21 protein-coding genes and 1 pseudogene are annotated in these 26992 nt (G+C 68.6%); 13 read left to right on the top strand and 9 right to left on the bottom strand.

Annotated features, from left to right (window positions below):
• Window positions 1-179: 179 nt before the first annotated feature.
• Window positions 180-512 carry a LysR substrate-binding domain-containing protein gene (locus ASC87_RS33055; RefSeq protein ID WP_056657744.1) on the bottom strand — a complete coding sequence of 111 codons (333 nt, stop codon included), beginning with the start codon at window positions 510-512 and terminating at the stop codon, window positions 180-182.
• A 502-nt stretch (window positions 513-1014) separates the two neighbouring features.
• Between ASC87_RS33055 and ASC87_RS30590 the strand changes: the two genes are divergently transcribed.
• The 6 genes from ASC87_RS30590 to ASC87_RS05160 all read left to right on the top strand — a co-directional run bounded on the left by ASC87_RS30590 (window position 1015) and on the right by ASC87_RS05160 (window position 12431).
• Window positions 1015-3027 carry a DUF4157 domain-containing protein gene (locus ASC87_RS30590; RefSeq protein WP_235582057.1) on the top strand — a complete coding sequence of 671 codons (2013 nt, stop codon included), beginning with the start codon at window positions 1015-1017 and terminating at the stop codon, window positions 3025-3027.
• 525 nt (window positions 3028-3552) lie between these two features.
• On the top strand, window positions 3553-7488 hold the full coding sequence (locus ASC87_RS05180) for a DUF1326 domain-containing protein (protein WP_056657741.1): 3936 nt from the start codon (window positions 3553-3555) through the stop codon (window positions 7486-7488).
• Entirely contained in the window at window positions 7485-8273 is a 789-nt protein-coding gene (locus tag ASC87_RS05175) for a DUF2182 domain-containing protein (RefSeq protein WP_056657738.1), read from the top strand. The genes ASC87_RS05180 and ASC87_RS05175 overlap by 4 nt, the downstream gene beginning before the upstream one ends.
• A gap of 203 nt (window positions 8274-8476) precedes the next feature.
• Complete coding sequence (locus ASC87_RS05170) at window positions 8477-10189, top strand: M20/M25/M40 family metallo-hydrolase (RefSeq protein WP_082568403.1); 1713 nt, start codon at window positions 8477-8479, stop codon at window positions 10187-10189.
• Between the two features lie 435 nt (window positions 10190-10624).
• The gene (locus ASC87_RS05165; protein WP_082568402.1) at window positions 10625-11065 is read left to right on the top strand and encodes a LexA family transcriptional regulator; all 441 of its coding nucleotides are present in this window, start codon (window positions 10625-10627) and stop codon (window positions 11063-11065) included.
• A gap of 10 nt (window positions 11066-11075) precedes the next feature.
• Window positions 11076-12431: a Y-family DNA polymerase gene (locus ASC87_RS05160; protein WP_056658108.1), complete on the top strand. Its 1356-nt coding sequence runs from the start codon at window positions 11076-11078 to the stop codon at window positions 12429-12431.
• Window positions 12432-12879: 448 nt separating this feature from the next.
• Here the strand turns inward: ASC87_RS05160 and ASC87_RS05155 are convergent, their stop codons facing one another.
• Entirely contained in the window at window positions 12880-13239 is a 360-nt protein-coding gene (locus ASC87_RS05155) for a hypothetical protein (protein WP_056657735.1), read from the bottom strand.
• Window positions 13240-13516: 277 nt separating this feature from the next.
• Window positions 13517-14659, bottom strand: a complete 1143-nt coding sequence (locus tag ASC87_RS05150; protein ID WP_082568401.1) for an ABC transporter substrate-binding protein — start codon at window positions 14657-14659, stop codon at window positions 13517-13519.
• Between the two features lie 118 nt (window positions 14660-14777).
• On the opposite strand from ASC87_RS05150, the gene ASC87_RS05145 reads away from it, so the two are divergent.
• Genes ASC87_RS05145 through ASC87_RS05130 form a run of 4 tightly spaced genes read left to right on the top strand, consistent with a single transcriptional unit; the run spans window position 14778 to window position 18058 of the window.
• Window positions 14778-15266 (top strand): DUF2867 domain-containing protein, encoded by a 489-nt coding sequence (locus tag ASC87_RS05145; RefSeq protein ID WP_235582056.1) that lies wholly within the window; start codon window positions 14778-14780, stop codon window positions 15264-15266.
• A 41-nt stretch (window positions 15267-15307) separates the two neighbouring features.
• On the top strand, window positions 15308-16306 hold the full coding sequence (locus ASC87_RS05140; protein ID WP_162255131.1) for a diguanylate cyclase: 999 nt from the start codon (window positions 15308-15310) through the stop codon (window positions 16304-16306).
• A 37-nt stretch (window positions 16307-16343) separates the two neighbouring features.
• Window positions 16344-17678: an amidase family protein gene (locus tag ASC87_RS05135; protein WP_056657722.1), complete on the top strand. Its 1335-nt coding sequence runs from the start codon at window positions 16344-16346 to the stop codon at window positions 17676-17678.
• A 50-nt stretch (window positions 17679-17728) separates the two neighbouring features.
• Window positions 17729-18058 (top strand): hypothetical protein, encoded by a 330-nt coding sequence (locus tag ASC87_RS05130; RefSeq protein ID WP_056657719.1) that lies wholly within the window; start codon window positions 17729-17731, stop codon window positions 18056-18058.
• Here the strand turns inward: ASC87_RS05130 and ASC87_RS05125 are convergent, their stop codons facing one another.
• Genes ASC87_RS05125 through ASC87_RS05105 form a run of 5 tightly spaced genes read right to left on the bottom strand, consistent with a single transcriptional unit; the run spans window position 18059 to window position 23542 of the window.
• Window positions 18059-18838 carry an enoyl-CoA hydratase gene (locus tag ASC87_RS05125; protein WP_056657716.1) on the bottom strand — a complete coding sequence of 260 codons (780 nt, stop codon included), beginning with the start codon at window positions 18836-18838 and terminating at the stop codon, window positions 18059-18061. It abuts the gene before it with no gap.
• Complete coding sequence (gene mmsB / locus ASC87_RS05120) at window positions 18835-19731, bottom strand: 3-hydroxyisobutyrate dehydrogenase (RefSeq protein WP_056657713.1); 897 nt, start codon at window positions 19729-19731, stop codon at window positions 18835-18837. Before mmsB ends, ASC87_RS05125 begins: the two co-directional genes overlap by 4 nt.
• Before the next feature lie 13 nt (window positions 19732-19744).
• Window positions 19745-20860, bottom strand: coding sequence for an enoyl-CoA hydratase/isomerase family protein (locus tag ASC87_RS05115; RefSeq protein ID WP_056657710.1), 1116 nt, complete (start codon window positions 20858-20860; stop codon window positions 19745-19747).
• A gap of 15 nt (window positions 20861-20875) precedes the next feature.
• A complete protein-coding gene (locus ASC87_RS05110; protein ID WP_056657707.1) occupies window positions 20876-22030 on the bottom strand; it encodes an acyl-CoA dehydrogenase family protein in 1155 nt (384 codons plus the stop codon).
• 9 nt (window positions 22031-22039) lie between these two features.
• Window positions 22040-23542, bottom strand: a complete 1503-nt coding sequence (locus ASC87_RS05105; RefSeq protein WP_056657704.1) for a CoA-acylating methylmalonate-semialdehyde dehydrogenase — start codon at window positions 23540-23542, stop codon at window positions 22040-22042.
• Between the two features lie 111 nt (window positions 23543-23653).
• Here ASC87_RS05105 and ASC87_RS05100 point away from each other — a divergent pair, with 111 nt between their 5' ends.
• Window positions 23654-24547, top strand: coding sequence for a LysR family transcriptional regulator (locus ASC87_RS05100; protein WP_056657701.1), 894 nt, complete (start codon window positions 23654-23656; stop codon window positions 24545-24547).
• Here ASC87_RS05100 and ASC87_RS05095 read toward each other — a convergent pair.
• A complete protein-coding gene (locus ASC87_RS05095; RefSeq protein ID WP_056658104.1) occupies window positions 24544-25560 on the bottom strand; it encodes an AraC family transcriptional regulator in 1017 nt (338 codons plus the stop codon). The two genes, ASC87_RS05100 and ASC87_RS05095, sit on opposite strands and share 4 nt — an antisense overlap.
• Before the next feature lie 116 nt (window positions 25561-25676).
• On the opposite strand from ASC87_RS05095, the gene ASC87_RS05090 reads away from it, so the two are divergent.
• Window positions 25677-26861, top strand: a complete 1185-nt coding sequence (locus tag ASC87_RS05090; RefSeq protein WP_056657698.1) for an acetyl-CoA C-acyltransferase family protein — start codon at window positions 25677-25679, stop codon at window positions 26859-26861.
• 32 nt (window positions 26862-26893) lie between these two features.
• Window positions 26894-26992, top strand: a pseudogene (locus ASC87_RS33050) (electron transfer flavoprotein subunit beta/FixA family protein); the annotation flags it as partial.

The raw sequence follows: 26992 nt of genomic DNA, 5'->3' as shown, positions 1-26992 counted from the left end.
TAGGCATCTCGAACAAGCGGGGGCAGGTCTGAATTATGAAGGGCTCCGCCAGCCTTCGACGCTTCTGTAGGCTGGAGCCAGATAGCTGACCTTCGCCAACGGTGCTCAAGCCTTGAGCGTCAACTTCCTGGCGCCGCCTCGTACTCACACTGGCGGCCAGGACCGGCCAGTCGCGAGCGTCAGCTTTCGGGAAGGCTACGGGCGCCTGCAATCTTTCGCGCCTTTGCCTCGCCGGCAGCGAGCTCCCTGTCGCTCATTACGAAGCGGTCTGCATGCGCGACACGATCAACGGCCAGGTCGATAAACCCTCGCACGCGAGCCGGCTGCGACGTGCGGCTTCCGTAGTACACGTGCACACCGAGGTGCTTCGTCGCATGTTTCGCCAACAGCGGGAGCAGTCGCCCGGCTCTGATGTGGGGTGCGACCGAAAAGCCGGAGAGCAAACCGATGGCGTGCCCCGACATAACGGCGTCAACCTCCAACTCAGTGTCGTTCGTGGAGAGCGCCGGCATACATCGTCGCCAACCAACGTCCAAGGCAACACCCGAGCCCCCTGGTACTCCTTGGCCGTCTGCCCTCCTTGCCTCACCAGAAATTCATACGCGGGAAATCCGCATTGCACCGATGGCAATTGGCATCGGGCGGCGCTAAGGTGTGAGGGACACACGAGATGAGCGATCGTGACGTCACGAGGGCCGCCAGATGAAAATCCACCAATCAGACTCCGATGCCAGGTCGCACGAACCTGCAGCCAGGTCAAACGAGAGGGCGCCGCTTCAAAAAGTTCATGCTGCCGCAGTAGACCAGCACTGCTTCGGCATTGACAACTGCTGGAGAGTGAAGCGGACATTCGCGTCGTGCTCACCACGCTGACCGAGACTTGTTTGTCTTCAAGAATCAGGAGGCGCTGGCGCGCGTCCTGAAAGAGTTCGAGCAATGAGGCGAGCAATGAAGCCAGCGGATCTGAGCCTCTCGCGACATCCCGGTCGATCTTCGAGCAGCCACGGAGCGCATATGAAAACCCACACCGCACGTCATTCCATCTCGACTGCAGGGGACGCCGCTACGGAGCGCCAGCACGGGTCGAGCGGTACCGTCGCCACGCAATTGCACTTGAGTCAGCGCATGAGTGCGCAGCGTCAGAGTGTCGCCAGTGCGTTCGGTACGGTGGCGCAGTTGGCGGACCCATCCGAGGAGGAACTGCAGATGAAGTCGCTGCAGCGCCTCGTGCCCGAGGCAGAGATCCCGCTGCAAGGCAGATTGGCGACAGCGCAGCTCCAGGGCGGTCTGGAGGAGAAAGAACCGCTGCAACCCAAGTCCACGCCCAATCACACCGGCATGCCGGATGCGTTGAAGGCGGGGATCGAATCCCTCTCGGGCATGGACCTGTCGTCGGTCAGGGTCCATGCCAACTCCGACAAGCCCGCCCAGTTGAATGCGCTGGCCTATGCTCAGGGCAATGACATTCACCTCGGCCCGGGACAGGAAAAGCACCTGCCGCACGAAGCCTGGCACGTGGTGCAGCAGCGGCAGGGCCGGGTCGCCGAGACGGCGAGGGTCGCCGGAACGAAGGTGAACGACGACGCGGGCCTGGAACAAGAAGCGGACGCAATGGGAGGCCAGGCAGTGCTGCAGGGCGCGGGGCTCGTCGAGGAGGAGGACGCCCCGGCCCGGGCCGAGGCCCCCGCGCAGCGAGCGGCCGCCGGCGACGTTGCGCAGCGCATCCGCTTCGTCGATGCGCCCCCGCGCGGCGAGGGCGACAAGCGCTATCTCGCCCCGCCGTTCCAGCTCGCCACGGTCCAGTTCGCAGGGACCTACGACATCCAGCGGTATGCGGCCGAGATCATCGACTACGCCCGGCGATGCAAGGATGCCGGCACCATTCCGGTGGTCGAGTTGCGCCAGTACGATGCGGCGCTGAAGGTCGGCGTGACCGACTACCTGACGAAGGCCCGCGAGCAATTGCGGCCACTCTTCACCCACGACGATTTCGACGTCACCTGCACCATCCTGCGCGACGAGACCGCGACCCCGGAGGCGATCGAGCAGGAAGAGAGCGATGCCATCATGGGCACCATGCGCGAATTCGCCGAGTGGCTGGCCGCGGTCAAGGACACGTCGGTCGAGAGGCTCACCGGCCAGCGGGCCGAGCGGAAGAACGCCCTGGACCAGCCCGCCGGGCAGATGCTCGCGGGCCGCATGATGATTCCGCTGGAGGAAGCGATCGCCTTCGCGAACCGGCCGCCGACCGAGCTGCAGGAGATCTACAACGGCGCCGGCAGCCAGCGCTACAGCCTGCATCACCGCGCGCTCGCCAAGGTAATGATCATGAACGCGGACAAGCGGCTCACGCCGTCCCGCACGCACAAGCGGATGCGCCGCAACTCGCTGGTGCGGCCGGACACTGTCACCCTCACCAACCTCGTCACCGGCACCGAACAGCTCACGCTGGGCAGCACGCTGGCGGCATGCAACGCCGCGTTCCAGAAGCAGGCGACGCAGGTGCTGCTCATCATCGAGACGCGCGGGGAGGACGGCGCCCGTCGCGCGGCCACGCAGATCGAGGCCCTGCAGAGAAGCGGCTACGTCGTCGAGTTCATCGAGAAGATCAGGGGCGCCAAGGGCGTGCAGCAAAGCGGCGTGGCCCTGGGCGAACCCGAGCCGGTGCCCGAACGCATCAAGATCCGTGTGCGCAAGGCGCAGGTGAGCGATGCGGACGCCCTGGTGAAGGGCGACCCCGCGCTGAACCAGTGGGAAGCCACGGACAAGACGAAGGACCGGTTCGAGCAGCTGACCTCCCAGTACACCTATTCCGCGTGGTACGCGCAGTTCGTTGCAGGAGACAAAGAGGAGTTCGATCACTGGAGCGCGTACTTCCCGCACTACCAGGACGAGCTCTGCGGCCGTTATCCGCACTTCGTCGTCCACATCCACGACATGGACCCGGGCTGCTTCAGGAACACCTATCCCCATCACCAGAAGCTCTACGAGAAGCAGCGGCTGCAGGACCAGCAGCGCACAGGGTGACGTGTGCCCTCCGATGCAGGGCCTCCTTCAGGTGCCTGTGTTCGCGCTCGACCGGCAGCTTTGCGGCATCGAGATCAGGACGATGTAGTCTCTTGAGGGTCGGATGCGAGAGTTCGGCGCCGCGAGCAGCAGTCGATGGACAGGGCGTGGGCGGTGCGGGCTGAGCGCCGACGCAGACCAGGTGGGTTCAATGACAGCAGTTGCGCCGGGACCGTGAGCTGGGCTGCGACCAGCGACGGACCGGACACGCTGCATCCCGGTCGCTCAGCTCATCGGCGCAAGTGCGACAGGCTGAGTGCATCGGGTTGTTTGGTTACCGCATTGCGCCGGCCGATGGCGGACTCGAATGCTGACGTTGGCGTCATTGATCTTGAGGATGTGCGTGGCGCCAGCGATGGCTACTGTCCGATCTGTTCTGAGCTCGGCCCGGAGTTCGCCATGGCACTACTTCCTCCGCGAGTGATCGGCCCCCTGTCGGAGTGCAGCGGAAGTGTCCGCGTGCAGGGGCAACTGACTGGATCGACTGTGACGATCTTCGCCGACGGGTTGCCGGTCGGATCGGGCCTGGCCAACTGGCCTGATCAGACCTTCGTCTTGAGCATGCCGCTCGGGCCGGGTCAACAGGTTACGGCGACACAGACGCTCGGTCTGGACACCAGCGTGGCATCGCCTGAGTCGGTGCAGGTGCAGGCCAAGCCGCCGGTGGTCGGCGGCGTCGGATTCCGCAGCCACTTGAACCAGTGCGGCGAGTGCGTCTGGCTCGAGGGCCTGGTGCCCGGCGCCAAGGTCGAGTTGCGCGACGGCGGCACGGTGCTAGGCAGTGGCGAGAGCTACGACGGCAACGCACGCTTCCACCTGCCGACGCCGCTGGCCGCCGGCATGGCGATCAACGCGCAGCAGACAGCCTGCGGCATGCCTGGCAGCACGACCAACGGGCCGCCGGTCGACGTCCTCGTCGAGAGACTGCGAACGCTTCCGACCCCGGTCGTGGAGGTGCCGCTGCGCGAATGCGAGCGGCGCGTGACGATCAGCAACATCCTGCACGGCGCGCTGGTCACGCTGATGCGCAGCGCAGGCCCGAACCTGCAGGCCTGCTTCGATCTCGATTCGCTGTGGATGGGCGTGAATCCGCCGCTGGTGCTGGGCGAGACCATCAGCGCGCGCCAGGAGTTGCGCGGCCGCTGCAAGATCAAGAGCGCCGATGCCACGCCGGTCACGGTGCAGGACAACACGCCGGTGCCGGTGGCCAACGTGGTGCCGCCGCTATGCGAGGGCAACACCACGGTTGTGCTCAATGGGTTGGTGATGGGCGCGCGGGTGCAGATCCTGGCCGATGGCGTTGTGCTGGGCCAAGCCGAGGCGCCGGTCGACGGCACCTACGACTTCCTGGTGCCACCGCTCGTCGGCGGCACGAGGATCACGGCGCAGCAGGAGTTATGTGGCGAGTGGAGCTCGCCCGGCGCTGGCGTCCTCGTCGACAAGGCGCCGTCCAAGCTGCCCACTCCCAAGGTGCACGAGCCGTTGTACGAATGCGGTGCCGCGGTGCGGGTGTCGAACGTGCACATCGGCGCGCGCGTGTACGTCTACTCGAGCATGCTGGGCGCGCCGATCGGCGAGCTCACCGCCGATGCCGCGCAGGTCGATGTCCCGGTGGCGCCGCTGCTCATCAAGGGCGACAAGATCTACGCGGTGCAGCGCGGCTGCGGCCTGGTGAGTTCGAAGTCGAATGTCGCCGTGGTCGGCGTGATCGAGCGGCTGCCCGCGCCCAAGGTCGTCGATCCGCTGTTCTCGTGCGAGGCGAGGGTCCGGTTGGCCAACGTGGTGCCCGGCGCGCGGGTGGATGTCTACGTGAACGGCATCTTCGCGGGCAGCGGCGTGGGCGGCGGCACCGATCTCTCCGTAGGTGTCAGCGCTCCGCTCAAGGTGGGCGATTCGGTCACGGCGCAGCAGCGGCTGTGCCAGCACATCTCGCCCATGAGCAAGGCGGTCATCGTGCAGGAGTTCCTGGGCCGCTGGCGGCAGGTCGGCGGCAGCAATGCGGCCGGCATCCTCGCGGTGCATGCCGCGTTGCTGCACACCGGCAAGATCGTCTACTTCGGCGGCGACCAGCACGACAGCGGCCTCAACAGCTCGGGCGACGTGGACCACACCCGCCTGTTCGACTGCACGACGGAAGCCATCACCACGGTGACCGGGCTGCCCGGCAACAGCGACCTGTTCTGTGCCGGCCATGCGCAGCTCGCTGACGGGCGCATCCTTGCCGCGGGTGGCACGCGCAAGTGGGGCGGCGGTGGCATCCATCCGGCGGGGCATTTCATCGGCCTGCGTGACGCCTATCTGTTCGACCCCGCCGACGATTCATGGCATGCCACCGGCAAGCTCGTGACCCAGCGCGCCGGTGAGGTGGCTGCCGGCAAGGACATCGAGAAGACCGGCGGCAAGTGGTACCCGACCCTGGTCACGCTGCCCGACGGGCGCGTGCTGGCGCTGTCGGGCCATCCGGAGATCGACGACTCGCGCCACAACAACAACTCGCTGGAGTTGTACGACCCGGCGACCGGTGCGTGGGCCATCGTCGGGCCAAACGACTACGCCAACATCGATTCGGTGGCGGCGCGACGCTACGAATACCCGCGACTGCACGTGCTGCCCGACGGCAGGGTGATCTCGATGTCGCCGATGTCCAACGGGCGGCTCGAGGCCTGGCATCCGTACGCCGACGCCAACGACTGGGACGACGTGATCGCCCCGCCGCCCGAGGGAATCTACGACAACGGCTTCGCGCAGGACACCACCTCGGTGATGCTGCCGCTCGCTCCGGGCGACGGCTACCGCGCGCGGGTGATGCAGGCGGGCGGCTCGACCCCCTTCATCCTCGACCTCGGCAATGTCGCTGGTGGGTGGGCCGCCGCGCCGCGGGCCATGTTCGACCACCCCACGAGCGGCGACGTCAACCCGGTGCGCGAGAACGCCGACTCGATCATCCTGCCCACCGGCGAAATCTTCATCGAAGGCGGGCTCAAGGCTGGCAACAACGATGCCACCGGTGTGCGCGCGCCGGAAACCTACGATCCCGCGAGTGGCAACTGGCGGGTGCTGCCGGCGTCTGCGGTCGTTCGCGGCTACCACAGCACTGCGCTGCTGATGCCCAGCGGCGCGGTCTGGGTCGCGGGCTCGAATTTCAATGCCAGATCCGGGATTGCCAACCGCGAACTGCGGATCGAGATTTTCGAGCCCTGGTACTTCTGTGGCCGCCGGCCGTCGATCAGCGACGCGGCACCGTCGGCATGCCACGGCGAGGATGTCGAGATCACGACCCCCGATGCGGCCGACATCAAGAAGGTGGTCATCGTTCGCTGCGGCACGGTGACGCACAACTTCAATCCCGACCAGCGGCACATCACGCTCGAGTTCAAGCGCGACAAGGGCGATACCCTGGTGGCGCGGGTGCCTGCGGAACCGAATGTCGCGATCGTCGGGTACTACCTGTTGTTCGTGATTGCGTCGAGCGGCCGGCCGAGCGTCGGCCGGTTCATCCAGATCTGCAAGGGCAGCGGCCGTTCGCTGCGGCCTTGGCGAGACGCCCAGTGGTGGGAATGGCTGCGCGAGATCCTTCGCGATGGACGGCGCCTGCTGCCCGAGGAGATTCGCCGCATCCAGCGCCAGGCGCTCGATGTAGCCGTGCCGCCGCGGCGGCGGCCTTACTCGATGGAGCCGCATGGTCCTGGTGACCAGGGCGGACATGGCGGGGGTGGGCATGGTGGCGGAGGTGTCGGAGCTGGTGGTGAACCAGACCTCGACCACGGGCATGGTGACGGCCTCGATCCGCCGGTGGAGCGTGTAGCCCCGTACGCGCTGCAGGGCGACTTCCTCGAGGTCTGCGATTGCTTCACGATCTGCCCCTGCTGGACCGGCCGCGCGCCGGACGAAGACGTCTGCACCGGCGTCTTCGCCTGGGTTATCGAATCCGGCCAAATCGACGGTGTCGATGTCGGCGGGCACATCGCGGTGAGCGTGTCGACGCACAGCGGCCACCGCAAGGATGCGCAACAGCAGGTGCAGCTGTACGTGAGCGAGGACGCGAGCGACGACCAGGCGCGTGTGCTGGGCGGAGCATTCAGCGGCTTGCATGGCGGACCGCTGGGCGAGCTGGGCCGGCTGCTGGGTGAGCTGGTCGGGGTCGAGCGGGCGCCGATCGAAGTCGAGTTCAAGGCGCGGCGCGCCACGCTCAGCGTTGGGCAGCGGATCACCGCGGACACCGAGTCACTCACCGGTGCGAACGGTGAGCTGACGATGTTGTCGGGTGCCAAGCTGTCGACCGTGCTCGGCACGCCGGCCGAGGTGGGTGAATCGCAGCACGTGCGCATCGACGTGCCCCGCCTCGGCATCCAGCTGGACTTGCGGGGGCGCAGCGCGATGCGGGGCCGCTTCGCCTACCGGCACGCGCCTGACGAAAGATGAGCCGCGTTGCCGCTCGGCTGCCCTTCGGCCTGGCTGCGCCGGCCGGCATCGCGCTGGCGGTAATGGGCGTGGCGGCAGCTTCGCTGCTGTTGCTGGCCATGGGCGATGCCGGTGCCTGGTGGAGCCATGGGGTGCGGCCCGCGCAGGCCAGCCTGCCCGCATGGGTTGCGCTCTTCCTGGCCGCGTGGACCCTGATGACGGGCGCCATGATGCTGCCCACGTCGCTGCCCTTCTTGCTGGCAGCCCTTCGCGTCGGCGGCGAAACGGCCAGCACGATGGCGGGCCTGGGCTTCACGGCGGTCTGGTTGGCGATCGGCGCGATCGAATGCTCGGCCCTGTGGGCCGCCGGCGAGTTGCTCGACGCGTTCGCGCCGGGCCGTGCCGAACAGCTGGCCGGGGCGAGCCTCGTCGCTGCGGCGGCGTACCAGCTGAGCCCACTTGCAAACGCCTGCCAGCGCGCATGCGCGCGGCCGTTCGCGATCCTGGCGCAGCACGTGCACGGCACGGGCTCGTCGCGTCGCGAAGCGCTGGCCGCCGGGCTGCACTACGGCGCGAGCTGTGTCGGGTGCTGCCTGCCGATGATCGTCGTGATGTTCGTCGTCGGGGCCCACGACCTCGCCTGGATCCTGGCACTGGCCCTGTTGATGGCGATCCAGAAACACGCCGTCTGGGGCGCGCGGATCGCACTGCCGGCGGCCGCGGTACTGGCGCTGTGCGGCTTGGCGATCGGCATCGGTTGGTGGGTGCCGCCGCTGCACAGCCTGCGCGCGCTATGTGGCAGTTGAGCGTACGGGCCTGGCGTGCTCGTCCATGGCGGGTTCGAATGGAGCGCCCGCGATGTCGTCACGGTCTTTAGGGTCAGGCCTGAAGTTTGAACTGCAAACTAGAGACTTGGCCCTCAGTGCCCGGCGATTCATCGACCGCCGTCGATGAAAGCGCCATCAGCCCGTGACGTGAACACTCCGGAGGTTTCTCTATGCTTCGTTGCATGAACGGCGACCTTGTGCGTCACGCTCGCTTGGCTGTCGCTGCCCTTGTGCTCGTCGCTGGCTGCGGCAGTTCGGATGGCGACGACATCCGCCCGTCCCTGGAGCGGATGCTGTCGCAGCAATTCGTCTCCGAGACGAGCCACCTCATCACGCTGCAGACGTACCGCACGGAAGACCCGCAAAGCGAGCAGCGGGTGGTTGACAATCTGGCGAGCGCGCGAGGCTACCTGATGGGGCTTGCCGACGAGTTCAATCGGGGGCAGCGCACCCTCAAGCTCGAGCCGTTCGAGTGGCGCCGGGCGGGCCCGTCCCAGACCCAATGGGTGTTCGGGTTCCGTCTCGGCAGCGGGCCGAAAAAGGTCGCGATCCTGGCGCACCTGGACACGGTGCCCCCCGGCAATGCGGATTGGCGGCCTTTCGAGCCGCGTGTCGAAACGCGCGACCACCGCGGCGCGGCCCAGCCTTTCCTGGTGGGCCGAGGGGCGGTGGATGACAAGGGCCCAGCCGTCCTCGGGTTCATCGTGATGCGGGCGCTGGCGAACCTCTACGACGGAACCAACGCACTCGACGGGCTGACGATCGAACTGATCTTCGACACCTCCGAGGAGACCGACTTCTCGACCGCGTACTACTTTCAGGAGGTCGGCGCGCCCGATTTCGGCATTGTCTTCGACGCGGTCTGGACGGTTCGCGCCGAGAAGGGGATCGAGCGGCCGGTCTTCACCGTCCCGCTCGGCGCAGCGCCGAGCAGCGGCATGTTCATCGAGGCCTTCGACAGCGCCCCCGGGGCCACCAATCAGATCCCGGACACGGTGACCGCGCGCATCAACGGCGACGATGAGGCCGCGCTCGACCGCCTGGCGGCCAACGTCGCCGATCTCTACCAGCAACACGGCTTCGATGATCCGCAGTATCGGCGTGCGCCGCTCGAGGTTTCGCGCGACGCCAAGGCGGTGGTCCTGACCACCAAGGTCATCGGCGCGCAACACGGGTCGGTGCCGAATGAAAACCGCGAGACGGGGGCGAGTCCGGTCGTCTCGCTCGCGAACTTCCTCGCTCACCTGGTGGACGACGGGACGCTCGCGCCGAACGGCGTCGGGCGGATGCTGCAGTTCATGACCTGGGGTTGGGGCACGATGGTCTTCGGCGAGAAGCATCCCGACCTGCTCGAACGCCACGATCAGGTCTTCGAGCAAGGCAACGGGACGACCTACGCGCTGACGCGCGTCACGACCAGCCCGCAAGACGTGGCGCTCAGGATCGACATCCGCTATGCCCTCGGCCACCACGGCGTGGCGTGGGACGGCAAGACCGAGGGGCAGTTGCCAGACACCAGCGTCTTTCCCGATGTCTTCGGGCAACTCGTCAGCCGCTTTCAGCAGGAGCGGCCGGGTCAGGCGGTCACGGTGACAACGGTGAATGCTGCTTCGCCCGACGTGCGCGACCCCCAGAGCCCGCGGTTTCAACGGATCAGCGGCGCCTATGAGCGGGCGGTGGGCGCGCCGATGCCGTTGGCGGCCATCGGCGGGGGCACTGATGCGAAAGGGCAGGTCAATCTCGTGGCGGCCGGCCCGCTCTTCACCCTGGCGTTCGGGCCACCGGTCAATTACCACGGCTTGGAGGAGGGGGCGCCGATCGAAGACCTGAAGCTCAGCGCGCGCATCCTGTACCAAATCATGCTGGACGAGATTGCAGACAAGAGCGCGAGATAGCCTGCGGCCCTCCAGGTCTGCCCCGTCGTCCTTCCCCATCAGCCCATCTTCAGGTCAAGCGTTGCCGCCATGGCCTGTGGCCGCCCGACGGGTCAGGCTGGGAGCGATCACGGCAGTTACCGCGCCAGCTGATGTAGCCGCCGCGACGGCGTGGCTCAATGGGCGACGTCGGTGCGGTTGTGTCTGGCGTAGCAACTGAACACGTGTCGCCGGCAGATCATCGGCGGCCCCGGACTCGTACCGGCCGCGCGCCCGCATCTTTTCGGTGGACCGTCGCGCTGTATTTATATACAGTTGAATGCCCCGCCGCTGCCGAGCCATCCGATGACCGCCTCCTTGCCGCCAGAGCTCAACCTCGGCATTGATGTGCATCCGCAGGTCCGGCCGCGTCGGGCAGCGCATGCCACCTCCACCCTGCCGCGGGAGTAGACGGGCATGGACGATCCATCGGAGCCTCGGGCCGCCCGCGTCGGGCGCGACACCACCACCGCCGCGCAGCCGTTGCGCACCAGCGTGGCCATCAGTTTTGGCTCGCCTGCCACTGAATCCGGCGTCACGCGCCTGGACCTGAACGACATCTTCATCAGGAACCCGCAGGCCACCTACATGATGCGCGTGGCCGGCACCGCCATGCGCGACGCCGGCCTCGACGACGGCGACATCGTGCTGGTCGACCGGGCCATCACCCCCGCCCATGGCCACGTGGTCATCGCCGTGGTGGATCAGGAATTCATGTGCCGCCGTCTGGTGTGGCAAGGCGGCGCACTCACCCTCTGCGCCGCCGACCCGGCCGTGGCCGCGGTCCACCCTCGCGACGGCGACGAGTTCCAGCTGTGGGGCGTGGTCACCACCGTGATGAAGTCGCTGCGGGTGTGAGGTGACGAGCATGTTCGCCCTCGTCGACGTCAACAACATGTACGTCAGCTGCGAGCGCGCGTTCAAGCCCTCGCTGATCGGCCGGCCCGTGGTGGTGCTGTCCAGCAATGACGGTGCCTGCATTGCACGCAGCAACGAAGCCAAGGACCTGGGCGTGAAGATGGCGCAACCCTGGTTCGAAGTGCGCCACCTGGAACGCACGGCCGGGCTCATCGCGCAGTCGGCCAACTTCGAGCTCTACGGCGACATGTCCAGCCGCATGATGGCGCTGGCGGCGCAGTACGCGCCGCGCCAGGAAATCTACAGCATCGACGAATGCTTCCTCGATTTCGACGGCGTTCGCGGCGACCTGGTCGACACCGGCCGCCACCTGCGGGCCACCGTGCTGCAGTGCACCGGCCTGCCCACCAGCGTGGGCTTCGGTCCCACCAAGACCCTGGCCAAGCTGGCCAACCACGTGGCCAAGACAGAAGACCGCAAGCCCGGCACCTACCCCGCGCACGTGGCCCGCGTCTGCAACTTCGGGAACATGACCCCGCGCGAGCTCGACGACATCCTGCGCCGCACCGACGTGGGCAGCGTGTGGGGCGTGGGCCGAAAAACCACCGCCCGCCTGAACGAGGGCAATGTGCGCACCGTGCTCGACCTGGTCAACGCCGACGTCGCCTCCCTGCGCCGCCAGTTCAACGTGCTGCTCGAGAAAACGGTCCTCGAACTGCGCGGCACCTCGTGCCTCGACGTCGACGATGCGCCCGCACCCAACCAGCAGATCATGGCGTCACGCTCGTTCGGCGAACCCGCCACCGACCTCACCGCCCTCAGCGAAATCGTCAGCGGCTTCACCACCCGCGTGGCGGCCAAGCTGCGCGTCCAGCACAGCTTGGCCGCCGCCGTGCGCGTGTTCATCACCACCAGCCCGTACCGCCGGCAAGACGCCCAGCACAGCCCGAGCGTCACGATGCCCTTGGTACGACCTACGTCCGACACGAGGGCCCTCATCGCTGCGGCGCTGCGGGCACTGGAGGGCATGTACCGACCGGGACACAACTATGTCAAAGCGGGCGTGATGCTGATGGACCTGCGCGACGAGGTTCAAACGCAGGGGGAGCTGGACCTGTTCGCCGAGCCCAGCGGGCCGTCGGAGCTGTCGGAGCTGTCGACCGAGGCGACAACGAGGGCGAAGACAACGAACGCACGGCTCATGAGCGCCGTGGACGCGTTGAACCTGCGATTCGGCCTAGGTGCCGTGGGCGTGGCGAGCGGGTTGCAACGGGAGCAGGGGGCGGGGCGCCATGCGGCGAAGCAGCAGCGCAGGTCGCCGAGGTACACGACGCGGCTGGATGAGATTGCCACGGTGAAGGCATGATGGCGCCGTGATCGGTGTCGGCAGTTCCGTTGCGGATGGAACGGCCGCCGTCAACGAATGGGCGCACTCTGCCTGGAGAGCCCGCCCGCGGACTTGGCTGCCGGGGGCTCGAACTACCCAAAGCGCCCCCCCGTTCACGATTGAACCCGCAAGTGCAAGTCGGCCGTTACGCTGGACATCGGCCAGCAAGAGATCGTGCCGGTCGGGCGGTGATCGTTGCTGGGTGAAGGGCGGCTCTGTCTTCACCCAGTAGTGGTCGTCGGTGTCCAGGAGTACGCAGCCAAGCCGAGCACTCAGTTTTCTGGCGACGACAGTCTGCCCTGATCCTGAAGGACCTGTCACCAAGATTCGCACATCACGCTCCCACGTCGTATGAACCGTCGCAACTCCCCGGCCCAGTGTTCCGCGACCGGCGTACGCTTAAGGCTGAAAGCAGGCGTGCGTCGGTTCAATGGGAATTCTGCGACGTGTACTCGCGAATGACATCCTGCTGCGCGTCGAAGTGCCCGTAGTCGTATGCGATGGCTTGCTTGTCTAAGCAGGAGGCCAACCGGGTGCACCAGTCCTCGACCGTGCCGAGAGGGATTCCATAGCCGCTTGCGTCGACAGTGAATGGAGACTCCGGCGCTATGTTTCCCACGTATCGCAGATGGAAGCGAGCAATGGGTTCGAACAGGGTCAGCTTCCATGGGCCCACGACGACCGGAATGCCCGCCGCGCTCAGAATTTGAGCCAAATCTTCCTTGGTGGAGCCGTAGAAGACATTCCCCTGAACGAACGAATCGGACTCACTCACCTGCGCCCCCAAGTTGACCAGCTCCTAAATCATAGTGGTTCGACCTGCGACCGCTTTCGCTGCAAAGCAGCCCAAGCTCTTTCGAGCCACGCATGCACGGCCGTGTGAAGCTGCGCCGAAATGTGCTGCCGGAGCGCGTCGATTCGAAACATCGACCAACACGGCGCGCAGCAACTGGCAGCGGCTCGGCATCGAGTTCCAAGCCCTGGCGCGCATGTTCTGCGCGCAGCTTCGCCCCTCGCCCAAGTGATTGAGTTCAAAACGTTGCTCCCAGCGCCCTCCTGCCCGCTCACCCGATCAACCGCCCATTCCCCTGCAACATGATCTGGTTCACAAAGCTGCTCCCACGGCGGTCGCGCGAGAAGTCGATGGTCACGCCGCCCAGGTCCGCGGCCGGGCGTCGCGACAGGTCGGCCAGCACCGTGGCCCGCCCGGCATTGGCCGAGGTGCCGGCCAGCACCTGCGCGGCGTACCGGCCGGCGATGTAGCCGGCCAGGCTCACGGGCGACGGCGCCTCCTCGTAGTAGGCCTTCAACGCCGAACGGTAGCCGCGCACCAGGGGCAGCGCGCTCGACTGCGGGTTGGGCACCACCTGCGTGAAGATGAGCGGCACGCCCTTGCCCGGGCCGAGCTGCATCAATGCGGCGATGTCCACGTCGGCCAGCGACACCACGTAGCGGGACATGCCACGCTGGCCCAGCCCCTGCGTCAGCAGCGCCAGTTCCACCGTGCCGCCGAGGAACAGCACGACCGCCGGCAGGCTGGCCGGCAGCTGGGCGGCAAATGCGGCCATGTCACGGCCAGCCGGCACGGTGTGCACCTGGGTGCGCAGGTTGAGCTTGGCCGCGGTCTGCAGGATGCCGGGATGCATCGCCCGCTCGGCAGCCCCATGGGGGTACATGAGCCCCAGTTCGTTCACGCCGGTGGACGCCAGGCTGCGCATCGCGTGCAGGATCTGCGCCTCGCGCGACGCGAACAGCGGCAGCACGTGCGCGTCCGCATCGAACCGGGTGTCGGCCAGCCACGGTGCGAGGTGGGCGATGTCGAGCCCGACCTGCTTCGACGTGGTGACGGCCGCCAGCGCCAGCCGCTCACCGGCGGTGCCCAGCAGCGCCACCTGCGACGTGTCGTCCTTGATCGCCTGCAACGCGCCCTGCAGCGAAGCCGTGCTGCCATCCACCTCCACCGACGTCAGGTGAGGCACCCGGACGCCCGCGCGCGCGAGTTCCGCGAAGGCCAGCCGCACGCCGGTCGAGTAGTCGCGGGAAAGCTCCTGCTGTTCGAGCGAGGTGTCGAGCAGCTGGGTGACCCGCACCGGGCGCGACGGGGCCTGGGCCCGCCCCACGAGGGGCACGGCGCCCGACACCGCAGCGGCGGCGGCGCCTTGCAACAAGCGGCGGCGGCCGAGGTGAACAACGGGATCGGCAGTCATGAAAGGCGTGGAAAAAGGCGGATGATGGCGCTTCCGATGTGACAGTTCCACCTCGAAGCCGCCGATGACCCGCAACTTCCTTCACGCATGTGCAACTTCGTTGCCCCCTGACAGTGCTGTGGCCGTTCGTTATCCCGGCGCCCACCTCGCGGACGCCTTCTCGATCGTGCTGCCCCATGGCACGTCCCACGACGTCGAACGCCTCGCCCGCGCCGCACTCGGCGACCCGCCCGCCTGGCTCCGCGTGTTGCTGGCCATCCGAGACGCGGCGATGGCCCCCTTCGGGGTGAAGACCACGGCCCAGCTCCGCGGGTCACCCGCGGCGAAGCAGGCGGACGTCATCGACTTCTTCCACATCCGAAGCCGCTCCGAGCGGGAGCTGGTGCTCGGTGAAAACGACCGCCACCTCGACTTCGAGGCGTCGGTGCTGCTGCGTCCCGCCGCCGCTGCGGGCGGGCACGCGGAGCTGGTGGCCACTACCGTGGTTCATTGCCACAACGGGCTCGGCCGCGTCTACCTCGCGGTGATCGCGCCGTTCCACCGTCGCGTGGTGCGGTCGGCGCTGCAGCGTGCGGCACGGCGGGGATGGCCGGCCGCAGTGATCTGATCCACACTGGCATCAGCGAGGTCCTTGCCCACCAGGTTCCCATGCCCGACGACACCCCCTCCGATCAGCGCCCCATCACCGAGGCCCGCCTGCTCGCCATGGTGAACGCCAGTGGCGACAGCTTCTGGGAGATGGACGTCGACCGCCGGTTCGTGCACATCAGCGACAACATGTGCCGCACGATGGGTTACCCGCGCGAGGAACTGCACGGCCGCCCCGTGCTCGAGTTCATGACCCCCGAGTACCGGGCGGAAATCATCCGGCTGGCCGCGTCGCGCGGTTCGGCCAATGATCCGCTGGCCCATGCCGGCCCCATCCGCCACGAAGGCGAGTTCTTCCGCAAGGACGGCTCGCGCCTGTGGGTCGAGACCGTGTCGGTCCCGGTGTTCGACGACCACGGCACCCACCTCGGCTACTTCGGCATCACGCGCGACGTGACCGAGCGCAAGCGCGCCGAACAGGCACTGCGCGATGCGAACCGCCAGCTCGAGGAACAGCTGCGCCACATCCAGGACCTGCATGCGCTGATGCGCGAGCAGGCCATCCGGGACGAACTGACCGGGGTGCACAACCGGCGGCATTTCGTGGAGGTGGCCCAACGCGAACTCGACCGGGCCCGCCGCCACGGCATGACCCTGTCGCTGGTCATGCTGGACATCGACCACTTCAAGAGTGTCAACGACCAGCACGGCCACCACACGGGCGATGCCGCGCTGCAGGCCGTGGGCGCGATGCTGAGCGACACCACCCGGGCCGAGGACCTGGCCTGCCGGCTGGGGGGCGAGGAATTCGCGGTGCTGCTGATGGGCATGGGCCACGACGGCGCCATGGAACGCGCCGAGACCTGGCGGTCCACGCTGGCCGCGATGCACATCCCCACCGACGGCACGCCGCTGCGGCTGACCGCCTCGTTCGGGGTGGCCACGTTCCCGCTGCAGGCCGACTGCCTGGTGGACCTGATGAAGGTGGCCGACGCGCGCATGTACCGGGCGAAGTCCCAGGGCCGCGACCGCGTGGCCGGGGACACGCTGACCCGCTGATCGCACAACCCGAAACACCCACTTCCGAGAGAACACCATGACCCCCTTCCCCACCGCCACCCGCCTCGTCGAGGCGCTCGCCCGCGGCGAAGCCACTGCCATCGGCTTGTGCGAAGCGGCCATCGAGCGCATCGAACGGCTCGACCCCGCCATCAACGCGGTGGTGGTGCGCGATTTCGACCGCGCCCGCGCGCAGGCGCGCGAAGCCGATGCGGCCCTGGCCCGCGGCGAGCGCCGTCCGCTGCTCGGCCTGCCGATGACCGTGAAGGAATCGTTCAACGTGGCGGGCCTGCCCACCACGTGGGGCTTTCCGCATGCGGTCGCACTGCCGGTGACGGAAGACGCCGTGGCCGTGCAACGGCTGAAGGCGGCCGGCGCCGTCATCCTCGGCAAGACGAACGTGCCCGTGGCGCTCGGCGACTGGCAAAGTGTCAATCCCGTCTACGGCCGCACGCTGCACCCGCTGGACCCGGCCCGCACGCCAGGCGGGTCGTCCGGCGGTGCGGCCGCGGCCCTCGCCTCCGGCATGGTGCCGCTCGAACTGGGCTCCGACATCGGCGGGTCGATCCGCGTGCCGGCGGCGTTCTGCGGGGTGTTCGGCCACAAACCCACGCACGGCCTCATCCCCACGCGCGGCCACGATTTCCCGGGCCACACCGGGGCGCCCGACACACTCGCGGTGGCAGGCCCGCTGGCCCGCAGCGCCGACGACCTGGAACGCGCGCTCCACGTGCTCGCAGGCCCGGACACCGACGAGGCCACGGCCTGGCAGCTGGCGCTGCCACCAGGACGGCACGCACACACCGCCGGCCAGCGCGTGCTCGTGCTGACCAGTCACCCATCGGTGCCCACTGCGCGTGACGTGGCCTCGGCGGTCGAGCACCTGGCTGCGCGGCTGGCCGACGGAGGCGCACGCGTCGAACACCGCAGCCCGCTGCTGCCCGACCTGGCCGCCGCCCACGACACCTACATGGGCCTGCTGCTCGCCACCGTCACGCGCGGCAACCCGAACGGCCCGCCGCCGATCTCCGCCCACACGTGGCTCGACCTGATGGACCGCCGGTTCAGGCTGCGCACGCAATGGCGGCAGTTCTTCGAGGCCTTCGACGTCGTGCTCGCCCCGGCCTTCAGCACCGTGGCCTTCCCCCATGACGACGAGGCCGACCCGGCGCTGCGCGCACTGCTCGTGGACGGGAAACCCACGCCCGGCACCGGCCCCCTCGCGTGGCCCGGCGTGGCCACGTTGCCCGGCCTGCCCGCCACCGCGATGCCCACCGGCCTCACCAGCGAGGGCATGCCCATCGGCATCCAGCTCATCGGCCCGGCGTTCGGCGACCTGTCGACGATCAGGCTGGCGGGCGCGCTTTCCTGAACCTCCAGGCCGACGGGCAAGCGAAGCGAACACCGCGGCGGAGCGTGCAGATGACCGACACCGACCGCTACACCCCGGAGGAATGGGAAACCCGCCTGGCCGAGATCGACCTCGAGATCGTCCGGCAGGCCGTCATCTGCAAGGTGAAACTGTTCGACCCGGGGGTGGTGGAGCGGGTGCTGGCCAACGACACGCAGGTGTGCGGCGCGCAGCACCCGGTGGCTTTCGAGACCTTGCGGGCGCTGCTGGTGATGCACTACGCCGAAGGCCAGCACCTGGCCCAGGCGCTGAGCCCGGAGCAGGCCGGTGCCATCGCCCACGAGGTGCGTGACGCGCTGCGCCGGCGCGTGGGCAACCAGCTCGGCGGGGCCGCCCGCTGATCAGCGGTGCTGGAACACCGGGGTGCGCTTGTTCAGGAAGGCGTCCATGCCTTCCTTCTGGTCCTGCGTGGCGTACATCGCGTGGAACAGGCGGCGCTCGAACATCACGCCGTCGGACAACCCGCTTTCAAATGCGCGGTTGACGGCCTCCTTCGCCGCCATCACCGCGATCCGGCCGAAACCGCAGATCACCAGTGCGGCCCCGAGGGCCTCGTCGGCCAGCTTGTCGTACGTCACCACGCGGCTCACCAGGCCGGCCCGTTCGGCCTCGGCCGCGTCCATCATGCGGCCGGTGAGCACCATGTCCATGGCCTTGCTCTTGCCCACCGCGCGCGGCAGGCGCTGCGTGCCGCCCGAGCCGGGGATCACGCCGAGCTTGATCTCGGGCTGGCCGAACTTGGCGTTGTCGGCGGCGATGATGAAGTCGCACATCATCGCCAGCTCGCACCCGCCGCCCAGCGCAAAGCCCGACACCGCAGCGATCACCGGCTTGCGCACCGAGCGGATCGTCTCCCAGTTGCGCGAGATGAACTCGTCCTTGTACACATCGGAGAAGGTGTACTTCGCCATCGCGGCGATGTCGGCGCCCGCCGCAAAGGCCCGCTCGCTGCCCGTGACGATGATGCAGCCGACGGTGTCGTCGGCGTCGAACGCCTTCAGCGCGGCGCCGAGTTCGTTCATCAGCGTGTCGTTCAGCGCATTGAGCGCCTTGGGCCGGTTCAGCGTGATGATGCCGACCTGGCCGGCTTCGATGCGGGTCTCGATGGTTTCGTAGGTCATGGTTGTTTCTGCAGGAGTTGGATGATGCTGGAAAAGTCTAGCGGGCCGTGCCCCGACAGGCTGTGCGCGGCATACAGGCTGCGCGCCAGCGCCCCGAGCGGCGTGGCCGCGCCCACGCTGACCGCATTGTCCGACGCCAGGCCCAGGTCCTTGAGCATCAGGTCGGTGCCGAACCCGCCGGCGTAACCCTTCGACGCCGGCGCCGCGGCCATCACCCCGGGGAACGGGTTGTACTTCTCGAGCGCCCAGTTGCCGCCCGAGCTGCGCCGCATGATCTCGGACAGCACCTGCGGGTCAAGCCCGTTGGCGGCCCCGAGCGCCAGCGCCTCGGACGTGCCGATCATCAGGATGCCCAGCAGCATGTTGTTGCAGATCTTCGCGGCCTGGCCCGCGCCCACGCCCCCGGCGTGGAAGATGTTCGCGCCCATCTTCTCGAGGACTGGCCTGGCGCGTTCGAGGTGGGCCGCCTCGCCGCCCACCATGAAGGTCAGCGTGCCGGCCACGGCCCCGCCCGTGCCGCCCGACACCGGCGCGTCGATCACCGGGATGCCACGTGCCGCACCGGCGTCGGCCACCTTGCGCGACGAGGCCGCGGCGATGGTGCTGCTGTCGATCACGAGCGTGCCGGGTTCGATCCGCGCCATCAGGCCGGGGCGGGTGTCGTCGCCGAGGTACAGCCCCTCCACATGGCGGCTGGCGGGCAACATGCTGATGACCACCTCGGCACCGGCCACGCTGTCCTCGGCCGACGGTGCGATGCCCACGCCGGCCTCGGCCAGCTTCTGCGTGGCCGCGGGAGACAGGTCGAACGCACGGACGGTGTGGCCGGCCTTGTGCAAGTTCAGGGCCATCGGAGCGCCCATGTGGCCGAGGCCGATGAAGGCGATGTTCATGGCAAGGGGTCCTTCAGGTGAGGTGAGCCAGCCGCGCCGGCAGGTCGCCGCGCGGCCGGAGGTGGTCGTCGATGAGGTCGGCGGTGACGGCGTCGAGCGTGGCCGGCTGCCAGCGGGGCTGGCGGTCCTTGTCGATCAGGAGCGCCCGGATGCCTTCCACGAAGTCCGCGTGGGCGCAGCAGCCGAGCGCCGCGTGGTACTCGAGGCGGAACACGTCGGCGAGCGCCAGGCCACGGGCCCGGTGCCACAGCGCCCACGACAGCGCCGCCGACGTGGGCGACCCCTTGGCGAACGACGCCACGCCGGCCTGCAGCCACGGGTCGTCGCTGTGCAGGCCACGCAGCCGGGCGGCGATGGCGGCGAGGTCGTCACCTGCCACCAGGCCCTCGATGGTTGTGGTGTGGCGGCGCACCAGCGAGTCGGGTGGCACGGCCCCTTCGCCGGCAGCGGCGAGCAGCGCGGTCAGCGTGGCACCGTCGCGAACGCGTTCACCCACCCACGCGGTGGCCGCGAGCGCTGCCAGCACCTGTGGTTTGCGGTCGTGCGGCACGAACGCGTCGGCCAGGTGGCCGTGGATCGCATCGGCCGCGTTGAGCGGCGCCGCGGTGAACGCGAGGAACAGCCCGGTGCGGCCCGGCATGCGCGGCAGGAACCAGCTGCCCCCCACGTCCGGGAACAGGCCGATGCCGATCTCCGGCATCGCAAGCCGCGTGCGTTCGGTGACCACACGGTGCGACCCGCCGGCCATCAGCCCCACGCCGCCCCCCATCACGATGCCGTGGCCCCACACCAGCAGCGGCTTCGGGTACGTGTGGATCAGGTGGTCGAGTTCGTACTCTTCGCTGAAAAAGGCCTCGGCATCCGGGTTGCGCTCGGCGCCGTGTTCGCGGATGGACTGGTACAGCTGCCGCAGGTCGCCGCCGGCGCAGAAGGCCTTGTCGCCCGCCGCGTCCAGCAGCACGCCGGCCACGTTGGGGTCAGCGGCCCAGGCGCGCAGCCGCGGGGTCAGCAGCCGCACCATGCCGGCGGACAGTGCGTTGAGCGCCGCGGGCGCGTTCAGGGTGGCCACGCCGAAGCGGCGGCCGCCCGGGGCGCCGAGTTCGCGGAACAGCACGACGGGGTCGGACATGGGAGGGAGAACCTTTCAGCGGATGTCGGTGTGGCCGTCGAGCAGCTTGCGCGCGATGATGACGCGCATGATCTCGTTGGTGCCCTCGAGGATCTGGTGCACGCGGGTGTCGCGCACGAGGCGTTCGAGGGGGAACTCCCCGAGGTAGCCGTAGCCCCCGTGCAGTTGCAGCGCATCGTTGCACACGTTGAAGCCCGCATCGGTGGCAAACCGCTTGGCCATCGCGCAGTACGTGGTGGCATCGGGCGACCCGGCATCGAGCTTCGAGGCCGCCAGGCGCACCATCTGGCGTGCGGCCACCAGCTCGGTGGCCATGTCGGCCAGCTTGAACTGCAGTGCCTGCAGCGTGGCCAGCGGTTGGCCGAACTGCTGGCGCTCGTGCAGGTAGCGGCGCGCCGCATCCAAGGCCCCTTGGGCGGCACCCACCGAACACGTGGCGATGTTGATGCGCCCGCCGTCGAGCCCCTTCATCGCGAGCCGAAAGCCCTCGCCCTCCTGCCCCAGCAGGTGGTCCGCGGGAACGTGCACGCCGTCGAACGTCACGGCGCGGGTGGGCTGGCTGTGCCAACCCATCTTGTGTTCGTTCCTGCCGTACGCCACGCCCGGCGCGTCGGCAGGCACGACAAAGGCCGAGATGCCACCCGCCCCCGGCCCGCCGGTGCGGGCCATCACCACCAGCACGTCGGTGGCGCCTGCGCCCGAGATGAAGGCCTTGCTCCCGTGGAGCACGTAGCCGTGGGCCGTGCGTTCGGCGCGGGTCTTCAGCGACGCCGCGTCCGAGCCCGACCCGGGTTCGGTCAGGCAGTACGAGGCCAGCAGCCGCCCGCTGGTGAGTTCGGCACCCCAGCGCGCGTGCATGGCGGCCGTGCCCCACGTGCCGATCATCCACGTGGCCATGTTGTGGATCGTGAGGAACGCGGCGGTGGACGGATCAACGGCCGCCAGCTCCTCGAACACGAGCGTAGCGTCGAGCCGCGGCAGCGCGAGCCCGCCGATGGACTCGGGTGCGTACAGCGCGCAGAAGCCGAGCGCGCCCGCGCGGGCGATCGTCTCCTTCGGGAATTCCGACTCACGGTCCCAACGGGCCGCATGCGGGGCGAACTCGCTGGCCGCGAAGTCGCGCGCCGTCTGCGCGAAGGCGCGTTGCTGTTCAGACAGTTCGAAGTCCATGGGGCGGTGTCACTTGAGGCTGATGGTGGTGTTGACCCCGTGGGCCACGGTGCTGTCGTCGAACCAGCGGGCCGTCACGGTCTTGGTCTGCGTGTAGAACAGCACCACCTGCTTGCCGTAGGGCCCCAGGTCACCGAGCTTCGACGCACGCGAGCCGGTGAACGAGAACATCGGCACCGGCACCGGAATGGGCACGTTGATGCCCACCTGGCCCACGTCGATGTCCTCCTGGAACCGGCGCGCCGCGGCACCCGATTGCGTGAAGATGGCCGTGCCGTTGCCGTTCGGGTTGGCGTTGACGAGCGCGATGGCCTCGTCGAGCGAATCCGCGTTGGCCAGGCACAGCACCGGGCCGAAAACCTCCTGGTCGTAGACGGCCATGCCGGGCTTCACGCCGGCAAAGATCGTGGGGCCCACGAAGTTGCCCTTCTCGTACCCCGGCACCACGGGTTGCCGCCCGTCGAGCGCCAGCGTCGCGCCGTCGGCGACACCCCGTTCGATCAACGTGCTGACGCGGTCGAACGCCGCGCAGGACACCAAGGGCCCCACGTCGACCCCCTTCTCCGTGCCCGCGCCCACCTTCAGCCCACGGGCCTTTGCCACCAGGTCGGGCACCCACTGCTGCGCCTCACCCACCAGCACCGCCACCGACACGGCCATGCAGCGCTGCCCGGCCGCGCCGAAGCTGGCCCCGGCCAGGGCGTTGAGGGTCTGCTCCTTGTTGGCGTCGGGCATCACGATGGCGTGGTTCTTCGCACCCATCATGCATTGCACCCGCTTGCCGGCGAGCGTGGCCCGCTGGTACACGTGCGTGCCCACCTTGGTGGAGCCCACGAAACTCACGGCCTTGATGTCGGCGTGGTCGCAGATGGCGTTGACCACCGCCTCGCCGCCGTGCACCACGTTCAACACCCCGGCCGGGATGCCCGCTTCGAGCGCCAGTTCGCACAGGCGCATCGTCACCATCGGGTCCTGCTCCGACGGCTTGAGCACGAACGTGTTGCCGGTGACGATGGCCATCGGGAACATCCACAGCGGGATCATCGCGGGGAAGTTGAACGGCGTGATGCCGGCGCACACCCCGAGCGGCTGCATCAGCGTGTAGGTGTCCACGCCACTCGCCACGTTGTTTGCCAGTTCACCGAGCTGCAGGTTGCCGATGGCGGCGGCGTGTTCCACCACCTCCAGGCCGCGGAAGACGTCGCCCTCGGCGTCGGGCAAGGTCTTGCCCTGCTCGGCCGTGAGGATCGCGGCCAGCTCGCCCATGTGCTCGCGGATGAGTTGCTGGTACTTCAGGAAAATGCGCGCGCGGGTGCCGACGGAGGTCTTGCGCCACGTGGTGAAGGCGTCCTTCGCGGCGGCCACCGCGGCATCCACCTCGGACGCCGTGGCAAACGGCACCCGGGCGAGCACCTGTTGCGTGGCCGGGTTGATCACGTCGCGCCACTCGGTGGTGGCCGAGTCGACGAACCGGCCGCCGATCAGCAGCTTGACGGTGGGGATGGTGGGCATGGCGGAACTCCGGTGGGGGAATGGCCTGATCGTAGTTGTGCAGATTTGCGTCAACAATGACCAAATTCGCAGCAGGGCTTTGCGTATTTGCACACTCCACCGGAGCTTGGCATGGATTGGGATCACCTGCGGTTTTTCCTGGAAGTGGCGCGCTGCGGCACGCTGCTCAGCGCGTCGCGCCGGCTCGGGGTGGACCACACCACGGTGGCGCGCCGCATCCAGAGCCTGGAGAAACAATTGGGCGCGCCGGTGTTCTCGCGGGAGGCCACCGGGCACCGGCTCACCGAGGCCGGCCGCCGCCTGTTGCCGCAAGTGGAGGCGATGGCGGCGGCGTTCCTCGCGGTGGAAACCGCGGCCGAACCGGCCCCGGCTGGGTTGTCGGGCACCGTGCGCATCGGGGTCACCGAAGGGTTCGGCACGGTGGTGGTGGCCCCCGCCGTGGCTCGCCTCGGCCTGGACCACCCCGGCCTCGTGATCGACCTGCTGGCGCTGCCCCGCCTCGTGAACCTGTCGCGCCGCGAGGCCGACATCGTGATCTCGCTCGAACGCCCCGCCCGCGGGCCGGTCGTGGTGGTGAAGCTGACCGACTACACGCTGCGCCTGTACGCGGCCAAGGCGTACCTGGCCGCCCACGCCCCCATCCGCCGGCCCGCCGACCTGCAGGGCCACGGGTTCATCACGTACGTGGACGACCTGCTGTTCAGCAAGGAGTTGCAGCTGCTGCACGAGGTGCATGCGCCCGAGCGGTTCACGTTGCGCAGCACCAGCGTGCTCGCCCAGCACCGCGCGGTGGCCACGGGCGCGGGCCTCGCCGTGCTGCCTGCGTTCCTGGCCGATGCCGACCCGGCCCTCGTGCGTGTGCTGCCCGACGCGGCCCGGTTCACCCGCACGTTCTGGATGTCGATGCCCGTGGAGATGAAACACGTGGCCCGCGTGAAGGCCGTGTGGACGCTGCTGCGCGACACGGTGTCGGCGCAGCGGCTGGTGCTGCTGCCGGAAGACTAGGTTCGCCGCTGCCGCCGGTACTCGCCCGGCTGCAACCCGCTCCAGCGCTTGAACGCGCGGTGGAAGGCACTGGCGTCGTGGAAACCCAGCTCCTCGCCGATCTCGTCGACCGTGGCCGGGCTGTGCACGAGGCGGTGGATCGCCAGGTCGCAGCGCACGCGGTCCTTGATCTCCTGGTACGACGATCCCTCGGCCTCGAGCCGGCGGCGCAGCGTGGTGGGGGCGGTGTTCAGTTCGTCGGCCACGTCCTCGAACACCGGCCACGGCTCCCCGGCCTGCCGTGCACGCAGGCGGCGGCGAAGGCGGGCTGTCCAGCTCTCCTCGTTCTCGAACTTCAGGAACACCGAACGCGGCGCGGCGCGCAGGAAACGCCGCAACGTGGCGGTGTCGATGGTGACCGGGCGCGCGAGCAGGGCCGCATCGAAGCAAAGGCGGGTGCGTGAGGCCCCGAACACCATCACCGGACTGAACATCGCGGTGTACTCCGCCGCATGCGCCGGCCGGTCGAACCCGAACTCGACCCGGTTGGGGGGCACGCGCTGCCCGGCCAACCAGCACAGCAACCCGTACACCATCACGAGGAAGGTCTCGTCCGCGAAGCGGTGTTCCGGCCCGGGTGGCAGCCGGTTGACCACCACGATCGCCGCCTCCCCGCCGGCCACGTGCAGTTCACCGTGCACGTCGTCGAGGAACAGCGACAGCCCGCGCAACATGCGGCGCACGGCCCGGTCCACGTCGTGGCACGCGGCCACGGCCTGGCAGATCAGCGCGAAGCTGCCCGGCTTCATGGCGCGGCGGTCGAGCCCGAAGAATTCATCGCCCGACTCGCGCGCCACCGCCACCCACAGGGCCGAGTACGACACAGCCGACACCCGCGCCTGCGGCAGCGCCAGCCACTGCGGGGCGATGCCTGCGGCGGCCAGCACGCGCGCGCGGGTGGCAGGGTCGAGCCGGGCGACGGCGGCTTCGACGAAGTACATCGACACCGTGTGTTTTTCGGAGAGAGGCGGCATGGCCTCGCCATTGTCCCCGGGGGTGGCGAAAACCACCATACTTGTGGCGGCTGAGGCCATGGCCGCCGGCCGCAGCGGTCACTACATTCAGTGCGACCTTTCTCCGGAACCGACCCATGACCTCCACGGACATCTACATCGTCGGTGCAGCCCGCACCGCCATCGGCACCTTCGGCGGTTCGCTGAAGGATGCTCCCCTCACCCAGATCGCCACGCTCACCGTGCGCGAAGCGCTGCGCCGCAGCGGTGCCGCCGCCGACCGCGTGGGCCATGTCGTGATGGGCAACGTGATCCCCACCGAACCGCGTGATGCCTACCTGTCGCGCGTGGCCGCCATCGAGGCCGGCATCCCGCAGGAAACGCCGGCGTTCAACGTGAACCGCCTGTGCGGCTCCGGCCTGCAGGCCATCCTGCTGGCCGCGCAGACACTGACAGCGGGCGACGCCGAGATCGCCATCGGTGCCGGCGCCGAATCGATGAGCCGCGGTCCGTACCTGGTGCCCGCCGCACGCTGGGGCGCGCGCATGGGCGACACCCCGCTCACCGACTACATGCTCGGCATCCTCCACGACCCGTTCCACAAGATCCACATGGGCATCACCGCCGAAAACGTGGCCGAGCGCGACGGCATCACGCGCGAGATGCAGGACGCGCTCGCGCTGGAGAGCCAGCGCCGCGCCGCGCGGGCGGTGGCCGAGGGGCGTTTCATCTCGCAGATCGTGCCGGTGGAACTGGTGGGCCGCAAGGGCACCGTCATGTTCGACACCGACGAACACGTGCGCGGCGATGTGACGATCGAGCAGCTCGCGAAGATGAAACCCGCGTTCAAGCCCGACGGCACCGTGACGGCCGGCAACGCCTCGGGCCTGAACGACGGTGCCGCGGCGCTGGTGCTGGCCACGGGTGCCGCGGTCAAGTCCGGCAACCTGACCCCGCTCGCCCGCCTCGTGAGCCACGGCCATGCCGCCCTCGATCCGCGCCTGATGGGCCTCGGCCCGGTGGCCGCGTCGAGGATCGCGCTGGAGCGTGCCGGCCTGCGGGTGAGCGACCTCGACGTCATCGAATCCAACGAGGCGTTTGCCGCCCAGGCCTGCGCCGTGAGCCGTGCGCTCGACTTCGACCCGGCCAAGGTCAACCCCAATGGTTCCGGCATCTCGCTGGGCCACCCCGTGGGTGCCACCGGCGCCATCATCGCCACGAAGGCGATCTACGAACTGCAGCGCATCCAGGGCCGCTATGCGCTCACCACGATGTGCATCGGCGGCGGCCAGGGCATCGCCGCGGTGTTCGAACGGGTCTGAACCCCTTTACCAATCTGAAGAAGCGAAGCGACATGAAAGTCTTGGTGGCAGTCAAACGGGTGGTGGACTACAACGTGAAGGTTCGCGTGAAGAGCGACGGCACGGGGGTGGACATCGCGAACGTGAAGATG

The sequence above is a fragment of the Rhizobacter sp. Root1221 genome, from assembly GCF_001425785.1.
Classification (GTDB): Bacteria; Pseudomonadota; Gammaproteobacteria; order Burkholderiales; family Burkholderiaceae_C; genus Rhizobacter.
This window is presented reverse-complemented; position numbering and strand designations above follow the sequence as displayed.